This is a genomic window from Lachnoanaerobaculum umeaense, assembly GCF_003589745.1.
Lineage (GTDB): Bacteria > Bacillota > Clostridia > Lachnospirales > Lachnospiraceae > Lachnoanaerobaculum > Lachnoanaerobaculum umeaense.
This window is the reverse complement of record NZ_CP032364.1, coordinates 1,552,795-1,576,944: the sequence shown is the minus strand read 5'-3', so window position 1 is coordinate 1,576,944 and position 24,150 is coordinate 1,552,795. Positions and strand designations below refer to the sequence as shown.

The window sequence follows — 24,150 nt, the reverse complement described above, 5'->3', positions numbered from 1 at the left end:
TGTACAATGTGAAAAAGAACAAAAAGAAAATGAGTGCTTGGCTTATGACTATAGCACTTGGTTTAGCAATAGTAGGATGTTCAAATACAAAACAACAACTAATACAACAACTATAGTAGCAACAGATGACGGCCTAAATGCAAGAGGTCTTATAGATGACAGTGCGTCAGATGCAGAGAAAGAGGCATATGGTGAGGAAAACCAGGCTGATACATATCTGAAAATTACAGGAGGTGTTGTAAATGTAGATGCCAAAACTTTATAACCGCATATTATTCAAGTACACTTGAATCAGGTACAGAGATTAAGGTAACTGATAAGGATGGAAATTTAAATATATTGATAAAAATATATAAAATGATAAACTTAAATGGAAGGGTTGTACTCTTCCATGTTTTTTATTGAGGAGATTTATGGATATATATATGGCACCGATGGAGGGTGTAACAAATTATGTTTTTAGAAAAGCATATATAAAGCATTTTAAAGGTGTAGACAAATTTTTTACACCTTTTATAACACCACATATGAAAAAGGGCTTTTCAAAATCTGAACTTATGGAATTGAATGCGAATTATAACAAAACACAGTATCTTATACCACAAATATTGACAAACAATTCTGATGATTTTTTGAAGCTTGCATATGAGATAAAAGAGATGGGATATAATGAATTCAATATAAATCTGGGATGCCCGTCAGGTACGGTAACATCAAAAAAAAGAGGATCGGGATTTTTGCAGGATGTGGTGGCTTTGGATAGATTCTTTTATGATATTTTTGAGAAAAAGGATGATATAAAAATATCTGTTAAGACAAGAATTGGATTTTCAGATTATGATGAATGGGAGGATTTGCTAAAAGTATATGAAAAGTATGAATTTTGTGAAATAATAATCCATCCAAGACTTAGAAGTGATTTTTATAAGAACAATATTCATATGGAGGCTCTTTTATCTGCATGCAAAGAGTTAAAACAAAAACTTATATACAATGGAGATATAAATACATTAGAAGATAATGTTATTTTAAATAAAAATCTGCCATCAAACAGAGTCTTTGGAATTATGATTGGTAGAGGTCTTGTAAGAAATCCATTTTTAGCAGAGTCAATAAAGAAAAAAGATAATATTTATGACATTGATAAAGCTGTAGAATTTCTTAATGATATAGTAAATGAGTACCTATCACTGGATTTTGGTGAGAGAAATACATTGTTCAAGCTTAAAGAAATCTGGGGAATGATGTTAGGTGATAATGAAAAATATACTAAGATATTAAAAAAGATAAGAAAGTCAAACACTGTTAAGGAATATAATCTGGTTGTAAATGAATTTAAAAATATGGAATAATATATATTAAAATATTCCCTTCTAAGTACCAAGCATTTTTATACGTAGAAGGGAACATATTGGTAATTGTTTTAGATATAGGGAGATTGGTTATTTTATGTCCATCCCCCATCTATGGTTATAATTTGACCTGTAATATATTCAGATATTGCTATTCTATAAACCAATTTTGCAACTTCTTCGGTTTTTCCGGCTCTTCCCATTGGTATTTCATCAAATATAGCATTTAATTCTGCCGGTTCAAATGAATTATTCATTTCAGTATCTATAAACCCCGGGGAAATAGCATTTACATTTATATGACTTGGTGCTAATTCTTTTGCAAGAGCTTTTGTGAATGAGTTCAGTCCGCCTTTTGAAGCAGAATACGCTGCCTCCATAGATGCTCCGACATTTCCCCATACTGAGGATATATTTATAATATGACCTGCTTGACTTTTTAGCATATGTGGAATAACATATTTTGATGTCAAAAAAGCTGAAGTCAAATTGGTATTGATTACATTATTCCACTCGTACAAAGACATATCTTGCAGCAATCCGATGTAGGATATACCTGCATTATTTATTAAAATATCTATAGGACCTATTATATTTGTTGATGAAAGTATAAACTTTTGAACCTCATCCTCTTTTGCGACATCGCATAGATCTATATAGCAATCTACACCTAAATCTTTACACTGCTTCTGTGTATTAGTTAATCCATCAAAGTCGGATCTCGCACATCCTATAATATTACATTTATTTTTTGCAAACTCCAGTGCTATTGCTTTTCCAATACCTTTGGAAGCCCCGGTTATAAGTACATTCATATGATTCTCCTTTAAAAAGATAAATATAGTAGTTTATACCTAAAAAACAGTAGTTTGTACCTTTTTAAGTAGATTTTATAGAATAGCCGGTATAATTGCAACTGTTAGAGAAATCAGATGATAGAGTGATATAAAAACCAATCAGGTTGAGAGTGTATAGGATATCATAGTGTAGGGGCCGTCAGAGATGATGGCTCTTTTGCTTTAAAAAGATATTTATGAGTGTAAGATAGACATATAAATGTATGAAAAAATAATATATTTTAAATAACTGCAGTTTATACCATAAAAACCGCAGTTCATACTTTTTTTATAAAACTTTATTAAAAAGTGCTATAATCATAATTGTCAAAGACAAGAGATGTTTGGGACACAAACCTTTCATAATATCAATGAGTTAGAGTTTTTAGAGAGCTAGGGTGATATTAAGGAGTGTGCTATATAAAGAGTGATATAGCAAAGTTAGAGTGATATTTTAACACAAAGGTTAGAAACTTTAGAGTGATGTAAAAATTAGAGTGGTATACAAACGCAAGAATTTTTAGAGTGATAAAAATGTTAGAGTTATATAAAAGGTATGGCAATTGAGCCATACCTTTTATATTGTTTTATATTGGATTAATTGATTCGAGTTCTTTCTCTCTTCTTCTTATATCGAGTTCATCTTCAACCAGATCTTGAAGTGAAATATTGTCGACTACATTGTTAATGGCATCCTCAACTTTTTTGAAAAGATTTTGGGTGACACAAAAATCGGAGTGCACACAAAAACCATGACCGTCAAGGCAGTCTACAGGAGATAGAGATCCCTCAGTAAGTCTAAGAATCTCACCGACTGTATATTCCTCAACAGGCTTGATAAGGAGATATCCGCCTTGAGCACCACGAATACTTTTTACAAGCTTCGCCTTAGAAAGTATGGAAACTATCTGCTCTAAATATTTTTCGGAAATACCATAAGATTTGGAAACCTGATTTACCTTTGTAGGAGAGTCTGAGTTTATGGCAAACTCCACCATCATTTTTAATGCATATCTACCCCTAGTAGAAATTTTCATTTCAATCCTCTTTTCTATTTAAACTGAAGACATTTAAGAGTTTGAGCCATATCATCAGTCTTGTCTTAGTTAATGCCTAGTACACAACTAGGAATTAATACTATAATATCAAATATAGAAATAAATGTAAACCAAGTATGGTGATATTATTAAAAATATATGGTATAATAGAGACTTTAAGAGAGTTTATAAATTTATACATATTATGTTTGAAATAGAAAGGGCAGATATGGAGAAGAAAAGTCAATTTTTTGATAATGCCGAAGCTATATTTAATGGGATGAACACCTTTCTCACCACAAAGACAGTAGTAGGAGAGCCGATTGTTGTGGGAGAGACCACTATAATACCATTGGTGGACGTAAGTTGCGGAATGGCAGCAGGTACATTTGAAGAAAGTTCAAAGTCAAAAGGTGGCGGTGGAATGAGTGCAAAGATATCACCTACTGCAATGTTAATAATTCAAGATGGTAGAACTAAAGTTGTCAACATAAAAAATCAGGACGCCATCAGCAAGATACTTGATATGGTTCCTGACCTTATAAATAAGATAACAAATAAGGCGGATGTCGATAAGGAAGCTACAAAACAAGCTGAAACAATATTAAATGAAAGTGAAAGTAAATATATTGATTGACATTTGCTATGGATTCAGTGTATAATAAATAAGTATGCCGCTCAATGTTGGTTTCAAGCCTGTTTCAGGCACCAATTTTGGCGAGTAATGATAAGAGGAGGTATCCTTATGTACGCAATTATTGCTACAGGTGGTAAGCAGTATAAGGTTTCAGAAGGAGATATCATTAGAGTAGAGAAACTTGGAAAAGCAGACGGTGAGGCTGTTACATTTGATCAGGTTCTTGCACTAAACGATGGAGAACTTAAAGTTGGAACACCTACTGTAACAGGAGCAAGTGTTAGTGCATCTGTTCTTAAAGAGGGCAAGGCTAAGAAGGTTATTGTATACAAGTACAAGCCTAAAAAAGGTCACCACAAGAAGAACGGTCACAGACAGCAGTTTACAGAAGTTAAGATTGAAAAGATTAATGCATAATCTTTATGATTAACGTCATTGCATTTGCTAAAGATGGCAAATATACCGGTTTGAAAGTTTCAGGTCATGCAAGTTTTGGTGAAGAAGGTAAGGATATAGTATGTGCTGCGGTTTCAGTACTTACGCTGAACTTGTCAAATTCTATTGAACATTTTTGTGATGATGACTTTATAGTCGATTCAGATGATGGTTTTTTTCATCTTACTTTGCAGGATAGAAGTGAGAAATCGGGAGTATTACTGGATTCATGTATTCTTGGTCTTATGGATATAGGGGAAGATTACAGAGATTTTATCAAGATTAATTTACAGGAGGTCAAGTAAATGTTAAAAATGAACCTTCAGCTTTTCGCTCATAAAAAGGGAGTTGGATCTACAAAGAACGGTCGTGACTCTGAGTCAAAAAGACTTGGTGCTAAGAGAGCAGACGGACAGTTTGTTTTAGCTGGAAATATACTATACAGACAGAGAGGTACAAAGATTCATCCGGGACTTAATGTAGGTCGTGGTGGTGATGATACTTTGTTCGCTACAGTTGATGGTGTAGTTCGTTTTGAAAGAAAGGGCAGAGACAAAAAGCAGGTTTCTGTTTACCCAAGAGCTATTGCTGAATAAGAGTTGAGATGGGAGGCTTCATACAGATGTATGAGGCCTTCTTTAATACAAAGAGGTATTTATGTTTGCTGATAGTGCAAAAATTTTTATAAAATCAGGTAAGGGCGGAGATGGCCATGTAAGCTTTAGAAGAGAGCTTTTTGTGGCTGCCGGTGGTCCTGACGGTGGAGATGGTGGAAAAGGTGGCGATATCATCTTTGAAGTGGATGAAGGCCTGAATACACTCACCGACTTTAGAATGAAGAGAAAATATGTGGCAGGAGATGGTGAGCCGGGTGGTAAGCGAAAATGCCATGGTGCAGATGCCAAGAGCCTTACACTTAAGGTACCTGAGGGTACTGTAATAAAAGACTTTGAAACCGGCAAGGTAATTGCCGATATGTCAGGTGAAAATAAAAGAGAGGTAATTCTTAGAGGCGGTAAAGGCGGATTTGGAAATATGAATTTTGCCACAGCTACTATGCAGGTGCCAAAGTTTGCCAAGCCGGGTCAGCCGGGAAAAGAGATGTTCGTTCTCTTGGAGCTAAAGGTTATAGCGGATGTAGGTCTTGTAGGATTCCCTAATGTAGGTAAGTCAACACTACTCTCCAGAGTAAGTAATGCAAAGCCTAAGATTGCAAATTATCATTTCACTACACTTGATCCTCATCTAGGAGTAGTAGATGTAAAGGGTGCAGGCGGTTTTGTTATGGCAGATATCCCCGGACTTATAGAGGGTGCCAGTGAAGGTGTAGGTCTTGGGCATGATTTTCTAAGACATATAGAAAGAACTAAAGTACTTGTACATGTAGTAGATGCAGCTTCTACTGAGGGCAGAGATCCGGTAGAGGATATAAAAACCATCATGAATGAGCTTAAGAGTTATGATGAGAGTCTTCTTGAAAGACCACAGCTTATTGCCGCAAATAAAATAGATGCAATCTATGACGAAGAGAACAATGAAATAGAGAGAATAAAGGCGGCTTTTCCGGATATTAAAGTATTCCCTATATCAGGTGTAAGCGGCAAGGGTATACAGGAACTTCTCTATGAGCTGGTAAATGTTCTCAGTACAATAGATAGAACCGTAAAGGTTTTTGAGAAAGAATTTGAAATAGACTATTCAAGCGATAAGAATCTTCCGTTTACAGTTGAGATTGACGAGGACGGAGTATTTGTGGTAGAAGGTCCAAGAATAGAGAAGATGCTTGGATATACAAATCTGGATTCTGAAAAGGGATTTGATTTCTTTCAGAAATTCTTAAAGACATCAGGTGTTTTGGAAAAGTTGGAAGAGGCCGGAATAGTTGATGGAAATACTGTTCGTATGTATGGCCATGAGTTTGACTATTATAAGTAAATAGGAGAAAAATGAATAGTAGACAAAGAGCATATTTAAAGGGATTGGCAATGAACCTTGACCCTATAATGCAAATAGGTAAAGCTTCCCTTACAGATGAGAGTGTTGCAGCTGTTGCAGAGGCCATGGAGCCTAGAGAACTGATAAAAATTTCAGTGTTAAAAAATTGTGCAGATGATCCTAAGATAATTGCAAATGAAATTGCAAATTTGACCAGAAGTGAAGTGGTACAGGTTATAGGAAAGAAGATTATTTTGTACAAGCAGGCTGATGAGCCTAAAAACAGAAAGATAAAACTTCCCAAATAATATGAGAAGGATCGGTATTCTGGGAGGTACATTTGACCCTATACATTTGGGTCATCTAATACTTGCAGAGAAAGCAAAAGATAAATGTGGTCTTGATGAAGTGTGGTTCATGCCTGCAAAAACACCACCGCATAAACTTGATAAAAGAGTGAGCGAGTTTTCAGATCGAAAGGCTATGATTGATTTGGCTATAGAAGAGTATAAATATTTTTATTGTTCTGACTTTGAGAATACCTTAGAGGGGAATTCATACACTTATAATACACTTGAAAGGCTTCAATCAGAGTATATTGATGATGAATTTTATTTTATTATGGGTGCTGATTCTTTTTACGAGATAGAAAGTTGGAGAAATCCTGATATTATATTGAGGATTGTAAAACTTATAGTGGCATCAAGAGATTATAGTAATGAGAATCTTACATTAAAAAAACATTTTGAATATCTAAAGAGTAAATACGAGATTAAGGGTATTTACTTTTTGGATACCATGGATATTGATATATCGTCAACCAAGATAAGAGAATTGCTGAAGTTGGGAGATGATATTAAAAACTATGTTCCGGAGAGTGTTTGTAGGTATATAAAAGAGAAGAAAGTATATGTTTGATTTTAGTCGAGAAAGAATAGATATCATAAAGGCTGATTTAAAAGAGAAATTACCAAAAAAGAGATATGAGCATACCTTGGGAGTAGCTTATACATCAGCAGCTTTGGCTATGCGTTACGGAGAGGATATCATAAAGGCTGAGCTTTCAGGTATTTTGCATGACATTGCCAAAGCCAAAAAGTTGCCAAAGCTAAAAGAACTTATGATAGGATTTGATGATCCATATACTGATGCAGGTTATGTGGAAATGGTATCAGATAAAGCACCTCAGATCCTGCATGCGATATATGCACCATATCTGGCAAAGAAAAACTATAACATAGAAGATAAAGATATTTTATCTGCAATAAGATGGCATACTACCGGGAAAAAGGATATGTCTATCTTAGAAAAAATTGTATTTGTGGCAGATTATATTGAGCCAAATAGAAAACAACTGCCAAGTCTTGATGAGATAAGAACATTAGCATTTCAAGATATAACAAAGGCGGTAGAAAGAATCGCAATGTCAACCATTGAATTTTTAAATGATCAGGATGTATACATAGATAGATATATATATGAATTGATAAGTGATGAGGTGTAGATGGAACTGAAAGAAATTGTAAAGAAGATTTATAATATAATTGAAGAGAAAAAAGGTGAAGATATCAAGGTTATTGATATTGCTAAGGTGAGTACTATTGCAGATTATTTTATAATAGCCAGCGCGAACAATATAAATCAGGTGCAGGCTATATCAGATGAAATAGACTTTATTCTTGGTAAGGAGGGTATTATGCCAAAGGCTATAGAGGGCAATAAAAATGCAAGCTGGATGCTTTTGGACTATAATGATATAGTAGTTCATATCTTCTTGAGAGAGGATAGAGCATTCTATGATCTGGATAGAATCTGGAGAGACGGAAAAGAAATAGAAATGTAGAAAAAAGCTGTCACAAGGTATGTGGCAGCTTTTTGATTGGAAATCATAAGCTCGCGATCGGACTCGAACCGACGACCTACTCATTACGAATGAGTTGCACTACCAACTGTGCTACACAAGCATATCTTGATAATATAAACAAAGGAAGAGTAAAACTCTTCCTTTTGATGACCAATCCGGGAATCGAACCCGGGTTTGTGCCGTGAGAGGGCACCGTCTTAGCCGCTTGACCAATTGGCCGAAATAATCGGATATTAACTTTTTGATGACCAATCCGGGAATCGAACCCGGGTTTGCGCCGTGAGAGGGCGCCGTCTTAGCCGCTTGACCAATTGGCCTTATAAAATCGAGGTGACAAGATTCGAACTTGCGACCTCAGCGTCCCGAACGCTGCACTCCACCAAACTGAGCCACACCTCGAGAAACAAAGCAGGGGAAGAGGGGCTCGAACCCCCATTTACGGTTTTGGAGACCGTTGCTCTACCATTGAACTATTCCCCTCTGCAAGGTACTTTGATACTATATCAGTAAAGTATGAATATGTCAACAAAAATTTTTGTATTTTTTATAAGCCTATAAGCCATAAATGATAAAGTCCTAGTATACCACAAATAAAAATGTCCCACTTATGGTAGAATACTATTTTGTATATTCTAACACTAGGAGGAACTGACTTATCAGAAAGGTTATTTTATCAATGGATGAACAAAGAAAGTATGAAGTTATCAAAGGTCTGGTAGATCACCCCGATACAGCTAATAAGGATAGAGCTGCTCTTATCCTAGGATGCACCAAAAGGCATATAAACCGTATGATACAGGGTTATATTAAAGATGGTAAGGCATTCTTTATTCATGGTAACAGAGGCAAAAAGCCGGCTACCACTATCTGTCCTGATATCAGAAGTCAGGTTCTTGATCTATACAGAACTAAATACTACGAAGCTAACTTTGAACACTTTACAGAGCTTCTAAAAAAGCATGAAGGCATAAGTATCTCTTCTTCCTCTGTAATGAGTATTTTGGAGTCAGAGTACATTCTATCTCCAAAGGCTACAAAAGCTAAGCGTAGACGCATTAAGCAAACTCTCAGAGCTAAGAAGGAAGCTGCAACATCAAAAAGGGAATTATCACAGATACAAGCTAACTTAGTAGCAGTTGAAGATGCTCACAGTCGTCGTCCAAGATGTGCTTATTTTGGTGAATTGCTTCAGATGGATGCTACCCCTTATGAATGGGTGCCGGGACAGATATGGCATCTACATTTGGCTATTGATGATGCCTCAGGTGTTGTCACAGGTGCCTGGTTTGATACTCAGGAAACTCTTAATGGATACTACCATGTATTTGAGCAGATTCTTACTGATTATGGTATTCCTTATAAGTTTCTTACTGATAAACGAACTGTATTTACTTACAAGAAAAAAGGTGCCTTATCTGACGACAAAGACACCTATACACAGTTTGCATACGCCTGTAAGCAACTTGGCACACAGCTTGAATCAAGCAGCGTACCACAGGCTAAAGGACGTATAGAACGATTGAATCAGACTTTACAGTCACGCCTGCCTATTGAGTTTAGACTCGCAGGCGTAACCGATATCCATAAAGCCAATGAATTCATTTACCACTACATAAAAGAATTCAATGAGAAGTTCGCACTTCCACTTTATGGTATCAAATCTGTCTTTGAAACGCAACCATCTAAAGAAAAAATAAATCTTACTTTGGCGGTTTTAACTGAGAGAACTGTTGATGCCGGACATGCGATTCAATTCGAGAAGAAATTTTATAAGATGATAGATAATAAAGGATTGCAGACCCATTATCGAAAAGGTACCAAGGTTATGCTTATCAAGGCATTTGATAGGTCTATGTTTGTGTGCGTAAATGACAAAGATATTTATGCACTGGAAGAAATACCGGCTCATGAGCATAAATCTAAGGACTTGGACGCTGACTACAAACAGCCAAAACCTAGAAAGCCTTATATACCTCCAATGAACCATCCTTGGAGATTGGATGCCTTTAATAAATTCGCACACTCACAGCCACACAGAATTGAAGAAGACATAAAAAGTGCATAATAAAAGCCCCTTTGTGGGGGCTTATAAATTAATTATTTTGGGACATAATCATTTATGCTTGACACAAAAATTTTTGTATTTTTCTAAAAAATTTTGATTGAAAAAAAATTTATTAGTATTATAATCAAAGTAAATATGTAAGGGGTGCTTATACGGCTGAGAGAGGTGTTTACCTTAACCCATAACCTGATCTAGGTAATGCTAGCGTAGGTAAGAAAACAGACTGCCGTATAGCAGTCTGTTTTTTTGGAGGTAGAGATGAATGCAAGTGTAGCTATACAAACATTACCGGAAGTTTATGATAATGAGGAAATTGTAAGAATAGTTGATGAGGTAATAGCATATATAAAGAGCACAGGCTTAAAATATTATGTTGGACCATTTGAAACTACAATAGAGGGGGATTATGATGAGTTAATGGATATTATAAAGGAATGTCAGCATGTAGCGATAAGAGCAGGTGCTCCGGGAGTGATGGCATATATCAAAGTAAGCTTCAGACCGGATGGAGATTTACTTACTATAGATAGAAAGGTAACAAAACACCATTTAGATGAGAAATAAAAGAGATAATATATACCCAATTACCTTTGGTATTGTATTTTTATTACTTTGGCAGATATTTTGTACATTACAAATAATTCCGGTATATCTGATGCCATCGCCTCTTCAAATAGCAAAGGCAGTGATAGGAGATTTTCCTTTATTGATGTATCATCTTTTGTATACATTGTCAGAGAGTATAATAGGTTTATTTGCAGGAGTGGTATTGGGGCTTTTGTTTGCTTTAGTAATGGATAGATTTGCAAGAGTCTATAAAACATTTTATCCTATCATCATCATCAGCCAGACAATACCAACTATTGCTATTGCACCACTATTGGTATTATGGTTCGGATATGATCTTTTACCAAAGGTTATATTGATAGTGCTGGTAACATTTTTTCCTATTACGATAGGTGTACTGGAAAGTTTCAAAAGTACAGATAGAGATGAAATAAATCTGCTTAAGTCTATGGGGGCAAGTGAGTTTGATATATATAGATATATCAAATTGCCATCATCAATGGGTAAATTTTTTGCAGCATTAAAAATTTCAGCTTCATACTCAGTTGTAGGAGGAGTTATATCAGAGTGGCTTGGAGGTTTTAGAGGTCTGGGAGTATATATGACCAGAGTAAGAAAGGCATATGCCTTTGATAAGATGTTTGCAGTGATAATCATTATTTCAATACTAAGTTTATTATTATTAAGGGCAGTGGATCTATTACAAAAGGTATCCATGCCATGGGAGGAAAGACGTGAGAAAAACAATTAGAAAAATTTTGGCAGTAGTTGGTTTAGGTGCACTAGTTTTGGCAAGTACAGCATGTGGAGCTAAAAAGCCTGCAAATACAGATAGTAAGAAGCTTACATTGGTTCTGGATTGGACACCTAATACAAATCATACAGGATTTTATGTAGCATTAGAAAAAGGATATTATAAAGATGCAGGTATAGAACTCGAAATAGTACAGCCACCTGAGGATGGTGCAGAGGTATTGGTTGCAAGCGGCAAGGCAAATTTTGGTATATCCTTTCAAGATACTATGGCAGGAGCGCTATCAGGTGACAATCCATTGCCTATAAAGGCTGTTGCTGCAATAACACAGCATAATACTTCAGGAATAATGTCTAGAAGAGGTGATGGTATTACATCTCCAAAGGGACTTGAAGGAAAAAATTATGCCACTTGGGATATGCCTATAGAAAAGGCTATATTAAAGAATGTAGTAGAAAAAGACGGAGGAGATTTCGGCAAGGTAAACCTGATACCGTCAACTGTTACAGATGAAGTTTCAGCCCTTAGCAGTAACCAGGTAGATGCAATATGGGTATACTATGGTTGGGCAGGTATTGCAGCCAATGTCAAGGGTTTTGGGTTTGATTATTTTGCATTCAAAGATATCAATCCTACATTTGATTACTATACTCCGGTTTTATTTACAAATGATGATATGATAAAGAATGACAAGGAAACTGTAAAGAGCTTTATTGAGGCAACAAAAAAAGGATATGAGTATGCCGCAGGTAATCCTAAGGAATCGGCTGAAATACTTTTAAAGTATGCACCTGAAATAGATAAGGAACTTGCAATGGCATCACAGGAGTATTTATCTACTTGCTATATAGATAATGATATACCATGGGGCTATATAGATGCGACAAGATGGGGAGATTTTTATAGATGGTTAAATGAGAATAATCTATTGGAAAGCCCTATAGATGAGGGAGCAGGACTTGATAATGAATTTATCACAAAATAGTGAAAATATATTGGAAGTGTCAAATGTAAGCTTTGGATATGATGAAAGAAATATCATCTCAAATATAAATTTGACACTGAGGGAGAATGAATTGATCTCACTCCTTGGAGTAAGTGGCAGTGGAAAGAGCACATTGTTTAATATAATATCAGGATTGCTAAAGCCAAATAATGGGCAGGTAATATACAGAGGTAAGGATATTACAGGAAAAACAGGGCTTATAAGTTATTCGTTTCAAAAAGACTTGCTTTTGCCATATATGACTATTGAAGAAAATGTGTCATTGCCTCTTTTGATAAAAAAAGAGAAGAAGACAGATGCTATAAAAAAGGCAAATGAGATGTTGAGAGAATTTAAACTGGATGCCTATGCCTCAAAATATCCAAAAGAGCTGTCCGGTGGTATGAGACAAAGGATTGCACTTATCAGAACATATCTTTTTTCAAAGGATGTATCTTTGTTAGATGAACCATTTTCCGCTTTGGATGCTATCACAAAGGATGAAATGCATGAGTGGTATATGAATATGAGAAATAAATACAATATTTCAACTATATTTATAACACATGATGTGGATGAGGCAGTGCTTTTATCAGATAGAATATATATACTTGGAGACGGTACCATAAAATCAGAGCTGAAAATAGAGGGAAAGAGCAGAGACAATTCATTTAAACTGAGCAAGGAATTTCTTGACTATAAAAAAGAGGTATTGAGTTGCCTTGAGAGCAGTAATGTGCTTATAAAAAGCTAAAACAGTAGCAAAAGAACTTGGTAGAGAATGCCAAGTTCTTTTTTGATATTTGTATAATAATAATATAATATTTATGTCTTAGCTTGAAATATTGGACTTTATATGGTAAAAATACAGTATACAAAAGGATAGGGTCATTTATATGAAGAGTGATTTTCTTGATTATGTTATATATAAAATAATTTTATCTATTCCAATAAGACAAGAAACTGAAGCTGAGGTTGATGAATATGTAATATGTGATAATGAGTATTTAAGGGCGACATTCTTAGGTATAGGTGATTCATTTGGGTATGTTACACTTGATGTAAAGCTTGAGAATAAGACAGATGGTGAGATTACAGTAATACCAATGGATTCATCAGTGGATGATGTTATGGTACAGTTTTTAAGTGGTTTACCGGCTACAATGCAAGGACATAAGTCTATGAACCAAGCGTGGCTAATAGGTAGTGAGCCACAAAATAATATAGAGTTTAAGTTATGGATAGTGGATGAAAATTGGAGTGATTTATACAAAACTGAAACAATAAGACTAGTAAGGTAAAAAAATGCGTTATCGCAAGGGATTAGTCCTGGCCGGTAGCGCATTTTTTATTGTAGAAAGATAGTGATTATACATTCTTACCGGTTGCATAAATGTAGTGTAATGATAGTAGGTAGAAGATTTTATATGTGATAATGTATATAGATTTTAATAATAAAAGCATTGATATTGAAATAATATTGAATTGCTTTATACTATTAGTAAGATAAAAATCAATACAAATGTATATAAATTATAAAATACAAGTTTAATCGGACTGTGGGTTTCATCTATCTATATGAGATAAAGTATGTTGAGAACAGGATTGGACAAAATATACAGGTGTATGGAAATCTTAGATGTTGAGATAAGGAGGAATGTATTATGTCTGCTATGATACTTATGGCGGTCGGTGCATTTAATGGAAGAAATAATCCCGGCATGGATAAAGGAGACTATTTTCGTGGCATTGGAAATGATGGAAAAGATGTCATTATTAATGATTGCAGATCTCAAGGAGAAAGTGTAGTTAGATATTTTTTGGAAATAATGCCTTCTGACGAAGAAGTAGATATTGTAATGCTTTGCAGTAGGAAAACTTTGGAGATGGATGAGAGAAACGGTACTTATAAAAAGGGAAATATTTATAGTGCTGTATCTTATTTGAAAGAAAGAATTGAGAGATCACCGGAAAAGGGAAAACATAAGATAAATTATAAGATAATAAAATTGTATAAGAATAAACTTCCAAATGAACATAGATTGCAGGAAGCGGATGATATAGATCCTTCGATTCCTTTGATGCCTGCAAATAAGGAAGAAGAGAGTTTCTTCCCTGAAGATGAAATTGGAGCTATTTCAAGGGCGGTAGAGTACATTCATTATAAGAAGTTACAAGAGAAAAAAACGTTTAAACTGTATATAGATACTCATGGTGGGCTAAGAGATATAGTATTTTCTATGAGTGCAGTTAATTCTCTGCTATATGTAGGAGAAGCTATCAGGCCAAAACTTATAAGTGGAATAAATATGGCATCAGCAAGAATAGAAAATCAGAGTGAAAAATTTAATGTGTTTAATTTCTTTTCAGGCATTAATGAATTTTTGCATTTTGGGAATGCAGATATATTGTCAGAATATGTTGATATAAAAAGTGATTTTTCATACCTGACAGGAGCTGATCCAAGTGTACAAAAAATTGCAAAGCAAATTGTAAAAGATATGCAAAAGATTTCTTATGGAGTACAAATGTCAGATCCTAGGGCGTTTATGGAGGGTTTGAAGGAACTTGGAAATGAATTTGAGAAAAGTAGTGAGAGCAATCTAAAAAATACTCCATTTGGAATATTAGAACAAAAGATAAAAGATGAATATGGAAGTTTATTGACAAATCCAAATATTTTAGACCTTATCATTTGGTGTGTTGAACATGGATTGATTCAACAAGCATTAACATTTGTAGAATCAATGCTACCGTATTATTATTGGGATAAGAAACTTTTGTATTTTGATAAGGAACAACTAAAAAGATTTGATGAAGACGAAAATATGGCTTTTAACAGATATATAAGCAGGTTCCGTTTCAATCAGCAAAAGACAAATAAAGAGATGAACTTTTTTGCATACCATTTGTTAGAGAACACCGGAGAATATGAGGTGACTTGGGCAAGGCCAAGAAGTACTACTTTGAGATATTATCATCCTGAAAGTGCCGCAAAGGGAGAGGACCTGGAAGCAAAAAGTAGATGGATCTACAATGATAATTATGGAAATGTGAAATTAGAGGACTTCCGCAATAAAGTATTGCCTCTATTGCAAAGCCACCGTATTTTAAAAATAATCCGTAGTTCATTTAACCATGGAAATTTAGAGTATAGAATAAGCCTCCCGAAATTAAAAAGATTTATACTAAATTATATTTCCGAGTTGAAAAAAGCTAAGAAATAGGCAAAGTAAGAGGTATGGAGTTTACAAAAGAAAATAGAATATAGAAAACGAAAAAGGGGCTGTCGGGAAATGGCATCCATAAAAGAGGGAGGTGTGACTCAAAACGAGTCACACCTCCCTAAGTTTTTACATAAAAAAAGATGGCTAACGATAACCATCTTTCTCCGTTACATGTTATAATGTAACTATGCTCACAGTTAATTATTATAACGACTTTTTTGAAATAGGTCAACAGAAAATCAACTTTAGCTTCTATGAATTGAGTTTACCCGATGACGATCCAGTCTATACCCTAAAAAAAGTTATGGAGGATTTAGATTTTTCCGGACTATTAGCCAATTGTTCGGACAAGGGAAGAACAGGGTACAACCCGATCATGATGTATGCAGTTATTACTTATGCAAATATGCGTGGAATACGCTCTATTGATCGTATTGTGGATTTATGTGAAAGAGATATTGCTTTTATCTGGCTTACTCAAGGGAGGAAGCCTAAAAGAGATGCTTTTTATGAATTTAAAAGTAAAAAACTTACTTCAGATATTTTGGATGACTTAAACTATCAGTTTATGAGACGATTACAAAAGGAAGGATTTGTAACATTAAAAGAATTGTTTATTGATGGAACAAAAATAGAAGCTAATGCTAATCGTTATACTTTTGTATGGCGTGGAAGTATTAATTATCATCTTGCAGGTCTGCTGGATTCTATTGATAAGCTTTATTCAGACTATAATTCTTTTTTACAAGATAATGGATTTGGTGAAAAGTACGAGCTTGGAAATGCACAAATGTTTGTGATTGACGGGATTGATAGAGTTAGAGATATTATTGAAAAAAACAGAAAAAGAAAGATTACGAAACATAAAAAGCTATCTAATAACCGTATTATAGAGATTGATAACTGCTCGCCTATTGAAATACTTAAGCTTCAGAAAAACCTTATGACTATTGCTGACGGAGAAGGTATTGTATTTGTTAACGGAAAGGGTAAGAGAAAGCCAAAGCTTCAACAACTCTATGAAGAACTTGAACATTGTGGACAGCGATTAATGCACTATAAAGAATGTTTTGAGATTATGGGGAAAGATAGAAACAGCTATTCCAAAACTGATTTGGAAGCAACCTTTATGCGAATGAAGGAAGATCATATGCTTAATGGGCAGCTAAAGCCTGCATACAATGTACAGATAGCGGTAGAGAATTATTTTATTGTACATAGTTATGTAAGTAATGATCGTACAGATTATAATGCATTAATTCCGGTCCTTGAAAAGCATAAGGAAGCATTCGGAGAAGTACTTGAAGAAGTGACGGCAGACAGCGGTTATTGTAGTGAGAAAAATCTCTTATATCTAAAAGAAAATAAGATAGATAGTTATATAAAACTACAGGATCATGAAAAACGAAAAACAAGAGCATACAGTAAAGATATAGGTAAATACTACAACATGAAGACAATGGTATTTGAAGATGAGCAAGTCTATATCTGTCATGACGGCCGTGAACTTAGACATATCAACACAGAAAAGAAAAAACAGAATGGTTATACACAAACATATGAAGTATATGGATGTTCAGACTGTAGTGGATGTGAACATAAGTCTAAATGCTTATACAAATATAATCCTGATAAAGATGTTGATAAGAACAAAGTGATGAAGATCAATGAAGTATGGGAAGAGCTTCGAGAGAAATCACATGCTAACATACAGAGTGAAAAAGGTATTCTGAAACGACAGACACGGTCTATTCAAACGGAAGGTCATTTTGGAGATATTAAAGAGAATGAAGATTTCCGACGCTTTAACTATCGTTCTTCAGATAAGGTATATAAAGAATTTATGCTTTTTGCGATAGGAAGAAATATAAACAAATATCATCGTTTTCTCTACGCAAAACTAAAGAAATTTGAAGGAAAACCACAGGAGAAAACCGCATAGTAAAAAATGCAAAAGCAAAATTTCAGCCAAGGGGGTTTTATGCCCAAAAATAGACAGCATAATAGAAAAACAAAATATCCTGACAAAGTCACAAAGCCAAAATGCCTTGTACTTGTCAGGATATTTCTATTTTGTTCTGTAGGGATTAAAATTCAGTATTTCCCGACAGCTCCTTTTTTAGTCCTTGTAGGTAAGGTACTTAATACAGATCAAACAAAGCCCACTAAACCAGGCAATGATCCAGACCCGTTTCCATTTCCTTATAGGTAAGGTACTCACTATAGGAAAAGGATTGAAGTTAACAACTTTAATCAAAAAGTTTCAATTCCTTATAGGTAAGGTACTCACTATTTGGGTTCTAACCTGCTGCTATATAACAGACAGGACAATGAAGTTTCCATTCCTTATAGGTAAGGTAATCACGTTTTAGGATTGCTAAAAATGTTTTATACGTTTGTTTTAAGATTGTTTCCATTCCTTGTAGGTAAGCTACTCACAATATGCAGGATAAACCATTCTCAGAAGTAATTAAAATGGTTGAAGCGTTTCCATTCCTTATAGGTAAGGTACTCACCAAGATGTGGCAAAGGTCAGAGTGACATCTGGAAAGATTAAGTTTCCATTCCTTATAGGTAAGATACTCACGTTGGAGATACAAAATCGGATATTTCGTCCGATGAGTTTTGTTTCCATTCCTTATAGGTAAGGTACTCACGTTGAAAAACGCAATCCTGACGGAACTGTAGTAAAAACCAACGTATTGTTTCCATTCCTTATAGGTAAGGTACTCACTCTATATGAGCAAATAGTAAATCCAAGGAGTCGGAGCGACAGTTTCCATTCCTTATAGGTAAGGTACTCACAGTAAGCGCAGAGTCGGTTGGATATCTTTGACAGAAAAGTTTCCATTCCTTATAGGTAAGGTACTCACACTCCTCTAAGGCAGACGCTTCAGGACAGGAAGGCTAGGTTTCCATTCCTTATAGGTAAGGTACTCACTCTTTTGACCCAGAGGAGTCTGATGTTTCGGAAGTTGTTAATTGTTTCCATTCCTTATAGGTAAGGTACTCACTATTAGTCCTTATAGGGTTATGTATTGTAGCAATGAAGCTTTGTTTCCATTCCTTATAGGTAAGGTACTCACCCCAGAAGGAAGAGATGCGTGGGGAGACAGTAGTCTGAGATGTTTCCATTCCTTATAGGTAAGGTACTCACAACTGCATTTAAGCCATTGTGTTAGGTGAAAACACTTGTTTTGACCTAAAATCATTGTATTACAGGTGAAAAAGTCTGTCAATCTATTTTTAAGAATGGCTTAAAATGGGGATTCCTGAGGTGTTAGTATTGTATACAATCGGTGACAGACTTTTTTGTTTTGCTATATAAAAATAATGATTGTAAGTATTGATATAAAAATAGCATATTAAAGCAAAAAATATAGTACTATTTATGAAAAAATCCATTTAAAACAGCAAATTTATACCAAGTAAGACTCTAGAGAATTTATATATCAGAATACTATAAAAAATCAAGCAAAAAAGAATATATTATGTAATTACAAACACATACTATAGTATGTAAATGTAATTACACATTTAAAAGTAAAATTAGAGGTCGACAGACTTTTTATTTACATAATAAATACTTAGTTAGTCTAATATAAAAGCAAAAATCACTTAGAAATCTACTATACTATCACTTGCATAGAAATATTTTAGATAAAATAAATTTATATTGTAAAAATGTCCTATATACTGAAATTAAGAAGAAAAATATTGAATAGATGAATAAAAAATATAAAAATATATGGTAAATATAACAGTATTGAAACAATCTTAAAATGGTTTATACTATAAGAGTAATAAAAAATTAATAACTAAGACTTTCGGTATTTATATTTATAAGTGTGGAAGTTTGCAGATATAAAATGATAAGAGGAGGTAATATGATTAATTTTACCAACCATCCATATGAAATGTGGGATGATGCACAAAAGAGGGCGGCAAGTGAATTTGGAGATATTAAAGAGATTCCATTTCCTGCTGTTGATCCTTCGGCTACTGAAGAAGATCTTGATAATTTGGCAGAGGAGTATAGAGAAAAAGTCTTAGCTCTTAAAGATCCAATGATACTTTTACAAGGAGAGTTTACATTATCATTCAGACTCGTACAACTTTTAAAGAAAGATGGCTTAAAGGTAGTAGCCGCATGCAGTGAAAGAAGAGTACATGAATGGAGAGATGATGACGGTAAATACCATAAGGAAATGCTGTTTGAGTTTGTGCAGTTTAGAAGGTACTAAATAAGATATGAATAATATTATAATTAATTAAGCCATTTTAGCAAAGGAGGAATAATGGAGGAAAAAGGTTATGTCCTTTGTATGTATGACATACGAGGGAAACAGGAGTTCATTTACAGGAGCTCAAAGTTAAAGGAGATTGTGGGAGCATCTTTAATAATTAGAGATTTGTTTGAAGATTACTTATATGATGCAGCAAAGACATGTAGAGATAATATAAATAAAGAGTCTAAAGTTAAGGAAGAATATAAAGATGAGGATGCTATTTTTAGGTATGATCCAAATAAAGAAAAACTTGATAAATTCAGCTTCAAACAATTTGAGGAAAGAATGGATGGCAATCAATATATCGGTGAAATCGTCTATGACGGTGGTGGAAACTTTTTGTTGCTTTACAAGGATGAAAATGCGATGAAAAAGACCACAGAGATTTTCACAAAGAAAATATTGAAAGAAATAGGAACTTTAAAAGTAGTTGCCACATATATTGGAGATATTTCAAAAGACAACTACCATAGTGATGATTTAAAGAATCCTGGAGACTATGAAAGATTGTATCAAAAGCATAGACTTCGTGAAAGTACTGCACTTTATACACTACCATATGGAAGCCTTCCTATAGTACAAACAGAACCGACATCATCATTGCCTCTGACTTATATGTATGATAATGCACCGGCAGACAGTAGTGCCTCGGAAAAAAAATATGTCAAGTACTCTACTGAGACCAATGCAAAACTGAAAAAATATTGGAAAGAAGCCAGTAACCCTGGTTATGAGATGGGAGAGACAGTATTAGACAATATTGTGGCTGAAACTAAGGGTGAAGACAGTATGTTGGCAATCTTCTATATAGACGGAAATGCTATGGGAGCAAAGGTACAGGCATGTTTAAATGGAAAGAAAAATTATGATGATTGCGTAAACTTACTTAGGGAATTTTCTAAGAAAATACAGAAAACTTTTATTGATGACAGAAAAGTAGATATGCTAAAGACAGATGAGACAAAATCTTCAGATAAAAAGAATTATAAAAGCAGAATACTAATCGGAGCCGGAGATGAAATGACCATTATATGTAAGGCTGACGAATCTTATGAAACTATCAAAGAATACCTTTCTAAGATACCGTCACCATATTCATCCTGTGCCGGAGCTGCTATTTTCCACAGTCATACCCCTTTTGCTGATGCATATCGTATTGCAGAGCAGTGCTGTGAAGATACTTGCAAAAACTATATGAAGAAAAATGGTTTGACATTGGCAAATCTTATGGACTTTGAGTACTGCCAGGGTGGAATAGGATTTAGTCTAAAGGATATTCGAGAAGAAAATGGAGATGATAATAATTCTAGACCTTGGCTTGTGGAAAGTGAAGTTGAGGAGAAGGTATCATATCATTATAAACCGGTAAAAAATAAAAATTTACCTTCATGGGAAAAAGGAAAAACTGAGGAAGAAAGAAGTAATAAGGAGAAGATAAATAAGTTAAAAGATCTATTATCCCTACAGAAGGTTGAGGATTTTCATACTAATCTTTCACTTCTGGGTAGAACCAATATTAAAGGTTTGGCAATTCCGGTATCACTTTCAGAAACAGCTTTAAGAACAGAGCTTAGAAGAATAATAGCTCATATGTCCAAAGATAAGAAGGAGAAAATGGGATTCAAATCAGATGCAGATATAGTTGAATACTTCGTAGAGAATAAGAAGCTTCTAAAAGACTTGGTGCGTATGTATGATATGGGATATGGAAAAGCTAAAGAAGGGGAGGAAGAAAATGCAAAATAAAAAACAAGGTGAGATACATATCACACTGTACTCAGATCTATGTTCGGGAAATGGATATTCATACTATGGTACTATTGATTCTGAGGCAGAGCATGACGAATTTGGACTTCCTTTTATACCGGCAAGAAGATTAAAAGGCTGTTTGAGAGAATGTGCAGAGCTACTAAGTGACTCCGGATTATGGGGAAAATCTAATGATGAGAGTGGAGACACTGAAAAATATACAGATCCCTTAAATTACTTATTTGGAGTGAGTGCCGATGATGGAACTAAAGGAATTAGAATTGAAAATGCCTATATTTCAGAGTATGAACAGATAAAAAAGGATTTGAAACTTATAAAAGAAAATAAGCAAATTCAAAAGTACATATCTCCGGATGAAGTTTTGGATATTTTCTCTGATGTAAAAGCACAAACAAAGATGGAAAATGGTGTAGCAGATGATAATTCACTCAGATTTACAAGGATAATACATCAGTTTTCACCTTTTAATAAAGAAAATAGACTTGAGTTTATTGCAAAGGTAGAATACCCGGAAGGTCAAGAAGATAAATTAAAACAGATTTGTAAGGCACTGCGTCATATAGGTATGAATAGAAATCGTGGACTGGGATGTGTCAAATGTGAGTTTAAGGCAGAGGATGAAGCAGCTAATATAAAAGATGAAAATCTAATTGCTGAGAATGAAGCAGATAATGTAAAATGTAAGATTCAAATTGCTAAGGATATGGTAATAAATGAAAATTCAGATCAAAAACTTAATATTACTATATTTTTTGAAAACCTTGGTCCAATGATAATAAGTGGAGATGATAAAAATACCACATTAAATTACATTCCGGGCAAGGCAGTACTTGGAGCATTGGCAGGAACATATCTTAGTGAAGCCGGGCATAGTGCTGACGATGAAGAGTTTGTTCATTTGTTTTTAAATGGAGATACTATATATTCAGACTTTAATATTTCTGATGGAGTACATATCTTTGCTCCGGCACCTTCATTTCTAAATAAGATGAAAAAAAGCAAAAAGTATGTAAATAGCTTAAGATATTCGGAGAAACAGGTCAGTGATAATAAAGATTATGACACTGATAATAAAGATTATGATCCTGCGAATGGAAATCAACCAAAGAAGCTAAAAGGAAAATATATATATCTAGAAATTAATAAAGATAATCGAAAAGTTTTTGAGCATGAGCCAAAGCAAAGGGTTATTTATCACCATAGAAGAGGTAATGATGCACTTTTGTATTCACAGACAGCATTGAAAGAAGGACAGATCTTTGGTGGAAATATTATATGTAATACTAAGGACTACAAACTACTTTTAGGACTTTTAAAAAATACCAATTTTAGCTTCGGAAAGTCAAAAACTGCACAGTATGGAAAATGCCGTATTATTGAAGGATTAGTGGACGAGCTTTTCAAAAAAGATACAAAATTTCAGGTGAAAAAAGATGAATTAATATATGTTTCATTGGCTTCAAAAGGTATTTTTTTAGATGAATGTGGATATACACAGGAGTCAAAGAAAGTATATCAAATTATAGGAGAGCAGCTGGGACTATTAAATAAGGAAGCAGATATATCAAAAAAAATTGGAGAGATTCAGGGAGAAGAAAAAGATTATCCATTCTGCTCTATACAATCTGCAATGATATACGGATATTCAGGTGTATGGAATCTTAGAAAACCTCCTATTGCAGGAATAGAGTCAGGATCCACATTTATATACAGGGCAGTGGAAGATAAAGATATCGATAAGTATTATGTTGGAGAACGAAACTTGGAGGGATTTGGAAAGGTTAATCTTTATAGAGAAGATTTACTTCCATACGAATTGAATATAGAGGTTAAAAACAGTAATACTGAAAATAATGATACCAAGACTGATAATATTGAAAACATTGATAACACTTTAAAAAATCTAAGCGAAGGTGTAAGAGAGATATTAAAACAAAGTTTGTACAAAGTACTTTATCAAAATATGCTTGAAAGAATACTTACTGAAATGGCAAATGATTCCTTCAAACTTCGTATGTCCCCATCCACTATAGGTCGTGTAAACCTAATGGTAAAAGAGACATTACCTAAAAATGAAAAAGAAGCAAATGATAAATACAAGGATTTTGTAAAAAGAGTAGCATCTATTAAGCGTGATACTGAAAGAGAAGAGGCTCTAAAAATTGTTGGCAGATTTTTGGGAAGTGTACCATCAAAAGAAAAAGAAGATGCTGATTTAGACATTAAAAAAATGATTGGAGAAAGTCTAGACCAAGATTCTAATTCAGAAAATGTTAGATTGCTATGCAAACTTACAGATAAAAAAGAGGTGAATGCACATATCAGCAGTCTGTGGGGAGAATTGATGCTTGAGTTATTAGCAAATCAAAAATATTTGAAAAAATTTAATTAGTAGGA

At 34.3% G+C, this 24,150-nt stretch carries 24 protein-coding genes, 5 tRNA genes and 1 CRISPR repeat array; of the genes, 22 read left to right on the top strand and 7 right to left on the bottom strand.

The annotated features are described in order from the left end of the window. The first annotated feature begins 37 nt into the window (after positions 1-37). The gene (locus tag D4A81_RS07125; RefSeq protein ID WP_243111767.1) at positions 38-265 is read left to right on the top strand and encodes a hypothetical protein; all 228 of its coding nucleotides are present in this window, start codon (positions 38-40) and stop codon (positions 263-265) included. Between the two features lie 148 nt (positions 266-413). Next, on the top strand, positions 414-1,352 hold the full coding sequence (locus D4A81_RS07120; RefSeq protein ID WP_111524490.1) for a tRNA-dihydrouridine synthase family protein: 939 nt from the start codon (positions 414-416) through the stop codon (positions 1,350-1,352). 95 nt (positions 1,353-1,447) lie between these two features. On the opposite strand, the gene ymfI is transcribed toward D4A81_RS07120, so the two are convergent. After that, entirely contained in the window at positions 1,448-2,167 is a 720-nt protein-coding gene (gene ymfI / locus D4A81_RS07115) for an elongation factor P 5-aminopentanone reductase (protein WP_111524489.1), read from the bottom strand. A 608-nt stretch (positions 2,168-2,775) separates the two neighbouring features. Beyond that, complete coding sequence (locus D4A81_RS07110; protein ID WP_111524488.1) at positions 2,776-3,225, bottom strand: RrF2 family transcriptional regulator; 450 nt, start codon at positions 3,223-3,225, stop codon at positions 2,776-2,778. 229 nt (positions 3,226-3,454) lie between these two features. Here D4A81_RS07110 and D4A81_RS07105 point away from each other — a divergent pair, with 229 nt between their 5' ends. The 9 genes from D4A81_RS07105 to rsfS all read left to right on the top strand — a co-directional run bounded on the left by D4A81_RS07105 (position 3,455) and on the right by rsfS (position 8,075). Continuing rightward, the gene (locus D4A81_RS07105) at positions 3,455-3,862 is read left to right on the top strand and encodes a GerW family sporulation protein (RefSeq protein WP_111524558.1); all 408 of its coding nucleotides are present in this window, start codon (positions 3,455-3,457) and stop codon (positions 3,860-3,862) included. A gap of 108 nt (positions 3,863-3,970) precedes the next feature. Beyond that, positions 3,971-4,279: a 50S ribosomal protein L21 gene (rplU, locus tag D4A81_RS07100; protein ID WP_007592302.1), complete on the top strand. Its 309-nt coding sequence runs from the start codon at positions 3,971-3,973 to the stop codon at positions 4,277-4,279. A gap of 5 nt (positions 4,280-4,284) precedes the next feature. Beyond that, positions 4,285-4,602, top strand: coding sequence for a ribosomal-processing cysteine protease Prp (locus D4A81_RS07095; RefSeq protein ID WP_111524487.1), 318 nt, complete (start codon positions 4,285-4,287; stop codon positions 4,600-4,602). Then, positions 4,603-4,893, top strand: a complete 291-nt coding sequence (gene rpmA, locus D4A81_RS07090) for a 50S ribosomal protein L27 (protein ID WP_007592297.1) — start codon at positions 4,603-4,605, stop codon at positions 4,891-4,893. It abuts the gene before it with no gap. Positions 4,894-4,954: 61 nt separating this feature from the next. Continuing rightward, positions 4,955-6,232 (top strand): GTPase ObgE, encoded by a 1,278-nt coding sequence (obgE, locus tag D4A81_RS07085; protein ID WP_111524486.1) that lies wholly within the window; start codon positions 4,955-4,957, stop codon positions 6,230-6,232. Positions 6,233-6,243: 11 nt separating this feature from the next. After that, complete coding sequence (gene yhbY, locus D4A81_RS07080; protein ID WP_111524485.1) at positions 6,244-6,540, top strand: ribosome assembly RNA-binding protein YhbY; 297 nt, start codon at positions 6,244-6,246, stop codon at positions 6,538-6,540. A 1-nt stretch (position 6,541) separates the two neighbouring features. Beyond that, the gene (nadD, locus tag D4A81_RS07075; protein WP_111524484.1) at positions 6,542-7,150 is read left to right on the top strand and encodes a nicotinate-nucleotide adenylyltransferase; all 609 of its coding nucleotides are present in this window, start codon (positions 6,542-6,544) and stop codon (positions 7,148-7,150) included. Further along, positions 7,143-7,736 carry a bis(5'-nucleosyl)-tetraphosphatase (symmetrical) YqeK gene (yqeK, locus tag D4A81_RS07070; protein ID WP_111524483.1) on the top strand — a complete coding sequence of 198 codons (594 nt, stop codon included), beginning with the start codon at positions 7,143-7,145 and terminating at the stop codon, positions 7,734-7,736. The genes nadD and yqeK overlap by 8 nt, the downstream gene beginning before the upstream one ends. After that, positions 7,737-8,075, top strand: a complete 339-nt coding sequence (gene rsfS, locus D4A81_RS07065) for a ribosome silencing factor (protein ID WP_111524482.1) — start codon at positions 7,737-7,739, stop codon at positions 8,073-8,075. Positions 8,076-8,123: 48 nt separating this feature from the next. On the opposite strand, the gene D4A81_RS07060 is transcribed toward rsfS, so the two are convergent. The 5 genes from D4A81_RS07060 to D4A81_RS07040 all read right to left on the bottom strand — a co-directional run bounded on the left by D4A81_RS07060 (position 8,124) and on the right by D4A81_RS07040 (position 8,576). Continuing rightward, a tRNA-Thr gene (locus D4A81_RS07060) sits at positions 8,124-8,196 on the bottom strand. A 47-nt stretch (positions 8,197-8,243) separates the two neighbouring features. After that, positions 8,244-8,315: transfer RNA gene (locus D4A81_RS07055), tRNA-Glu, on the bottom strand. A 26-nt stretch (positions 8,316-8,341) separates the two neighbouring features. Next, positions 8,342-8,413 (bottom strand) — tRNA-Glu (locus D4A81_RS07050). A gap of 8 nt (positions 8,414-8,421) precedes the next feature. Further along, a tRNA-Pro gene (locus D4A81_RS07045) sits at positions 8,422-8,495 on the bottom strand. Positions 8,496-8,505: 10 nt separating this feature from the next. Continuing rightward, positions 8,506-8,576: transfer RNA gene (locus D4A81_RS07040), tRNA-Trp, on the bottom strand. Positions 8,577-8,772: 196 nt separating this feature from the next. Between D4A81_RS07040 and D4A81_RS07035 the strand changes: the two genes are divergently transcribed. The 11 genes from D4A81_RS07035 to D4A81_RS06985 all read left to right on the top strand — a co-directional run bounded on the left by D4A81_RS07035 (position 8,773) and on the right by D4A81_RS06985 (position 24,145). Further along, positions 8,773-10,161, top strand: coding sequence for an ISNCY family transposase (locus D4A81_RS07035; RefSeq protein ID WP_119808214.1), 1,389 nt, complete (start codon positions 8,773-8,775; stop codon positions 10,159-10,161). Positions 10,162-10,419: 258 nt separating this feature from the next. After that, positions 10,420-10,725, top strand: a complete 306-nt coding sequence (locus D4A81_RS07030) for a thiamine-binding protein (protein ID WP_111526101.1) — start codon at positions 10,420-10,422, stop codon at positions 10,723-10,725. Beyond that, positions 10,715-11,479 carry an ABC transporter permease gene (locus D4A81_RS07025; protein ID WP_111526100.1) on the top strand — a complete coding sequence of 255 codons (765 nt, stop codon included), beginning with the start codon at positions 10,715-10,717 and terminating at the stop codon, positions 11,477-11,479. Before D4A81_RS07030 ends, D4A81_RS07025 begins: the two co-directional genes overlap by 11 nt. Beyond that, positions 11,463-12,467, top strand: a complete 1,005-nt coding sequence (locus D4A81_RS07020; RefSeq protein WP_111526099.1) for an ABC transporter substrate-binding protein — start codon at positions 11,463-11,465, stop codon at positions 12,465-12,467. The genes D4A81_RS07025 and D4A81_RS07020 overlap by 17 nt, the downstream gene beginning before the upstream one ends. After that, positions 12,448-13,221, top strand: coding sequence for an ABC transporter ATP-binding protein (locus tag D4A81_RS07015; protein WP_111526098.1), 774 nt, complete (start codon positions 12,448-12,450; stop codon positions 13,219-13,221). The genes D4A81_RS07020 and D4A81_RS07015 overlap by 20 nt, the downstream gene beginning before the upstream one ends. A 142-nt stretch (positions 13,222-13,363) precedes the next feature. Further along, complete coding sequence (locus D4A81_RS07010; RefSeq protein ID WP_111526097.1) at positions 13,364-13,768, top strand: hypothetical protein; 405 nt, start codon at positions 13,364-13,366, stop codon at positions 13,766-13,768. Positions 13,769-14,131: 363 nt separating this feature from the next. Then, the gene (locus tag D4A81_RS07005) at positions 14,132-15,694 is read left to right on the top strand and encodes a TM1812 family CRISPR-associated protein (protein ID WP_242977776.1); all 1,563 of its coding nucleotides are present in this window, start codon (positions 14,132-14,134) and stop codon (positions 15,692-15,694) included. 187 nt (positions 15,695-15,881) lie between these two features. After that, positions 15,882-17,636 (top strand): IS1182 family transposase, encoded by a 1,755-nt coding sequence (locus D4A81_RS07000; protein ID WP_119808267.1) that lies wholly within the window; start codon positions 15,882-15,884, stop codon positions 17,634-17,636. A 249-nt stretch (positions 17,637-17,885) separates the two neighbouring features. Then, positions 17,886-18,851: a CRISPR direct-repeat array (repeat unit 30 nt; unit sequence GTTTCCATTCCTTATAGGTAAGGTACTCAC). A gap of 730 nt (positions 18,852-19,581) precedes the next feature. Further along, positions 19,582-19,938: a hypothetical protein gene (locus D4A81_RS06995; RefSeq protein WP_111526030.1), complete on the top strand. Its 357-nt coding sequence runs from the start codon at positions 19,582-19,584 to the stop codon at positions 19,936-19,938. Between the two features lie 54 nt (positions 19,939-19,992). Further along, positions 19,993-21,729, top strand: coding sequence for a hypothetical protein (locus D4A81_RS06990; RefSeq protein WP_111526031.1), 1,737 nt, complete (start codon positions 19,993-19,995; stop codon positions 21,727-21,729). Then, entirely contained in the window at positions 21,719-24,145 is a 2,427-nt protein-coding gene (locus D4A81_RS06985; RefSeq protein ID WP_242977769.1) for an RAMP superfamily CRISPR-associated protein, read from the top strand. Before D4A81_RS06990 ends, D4A81_RS06985 begins: the two co-directional genes overlap by 11 nt. Positions 24,146-24,150: the final 5 nt, after the last annotated feature.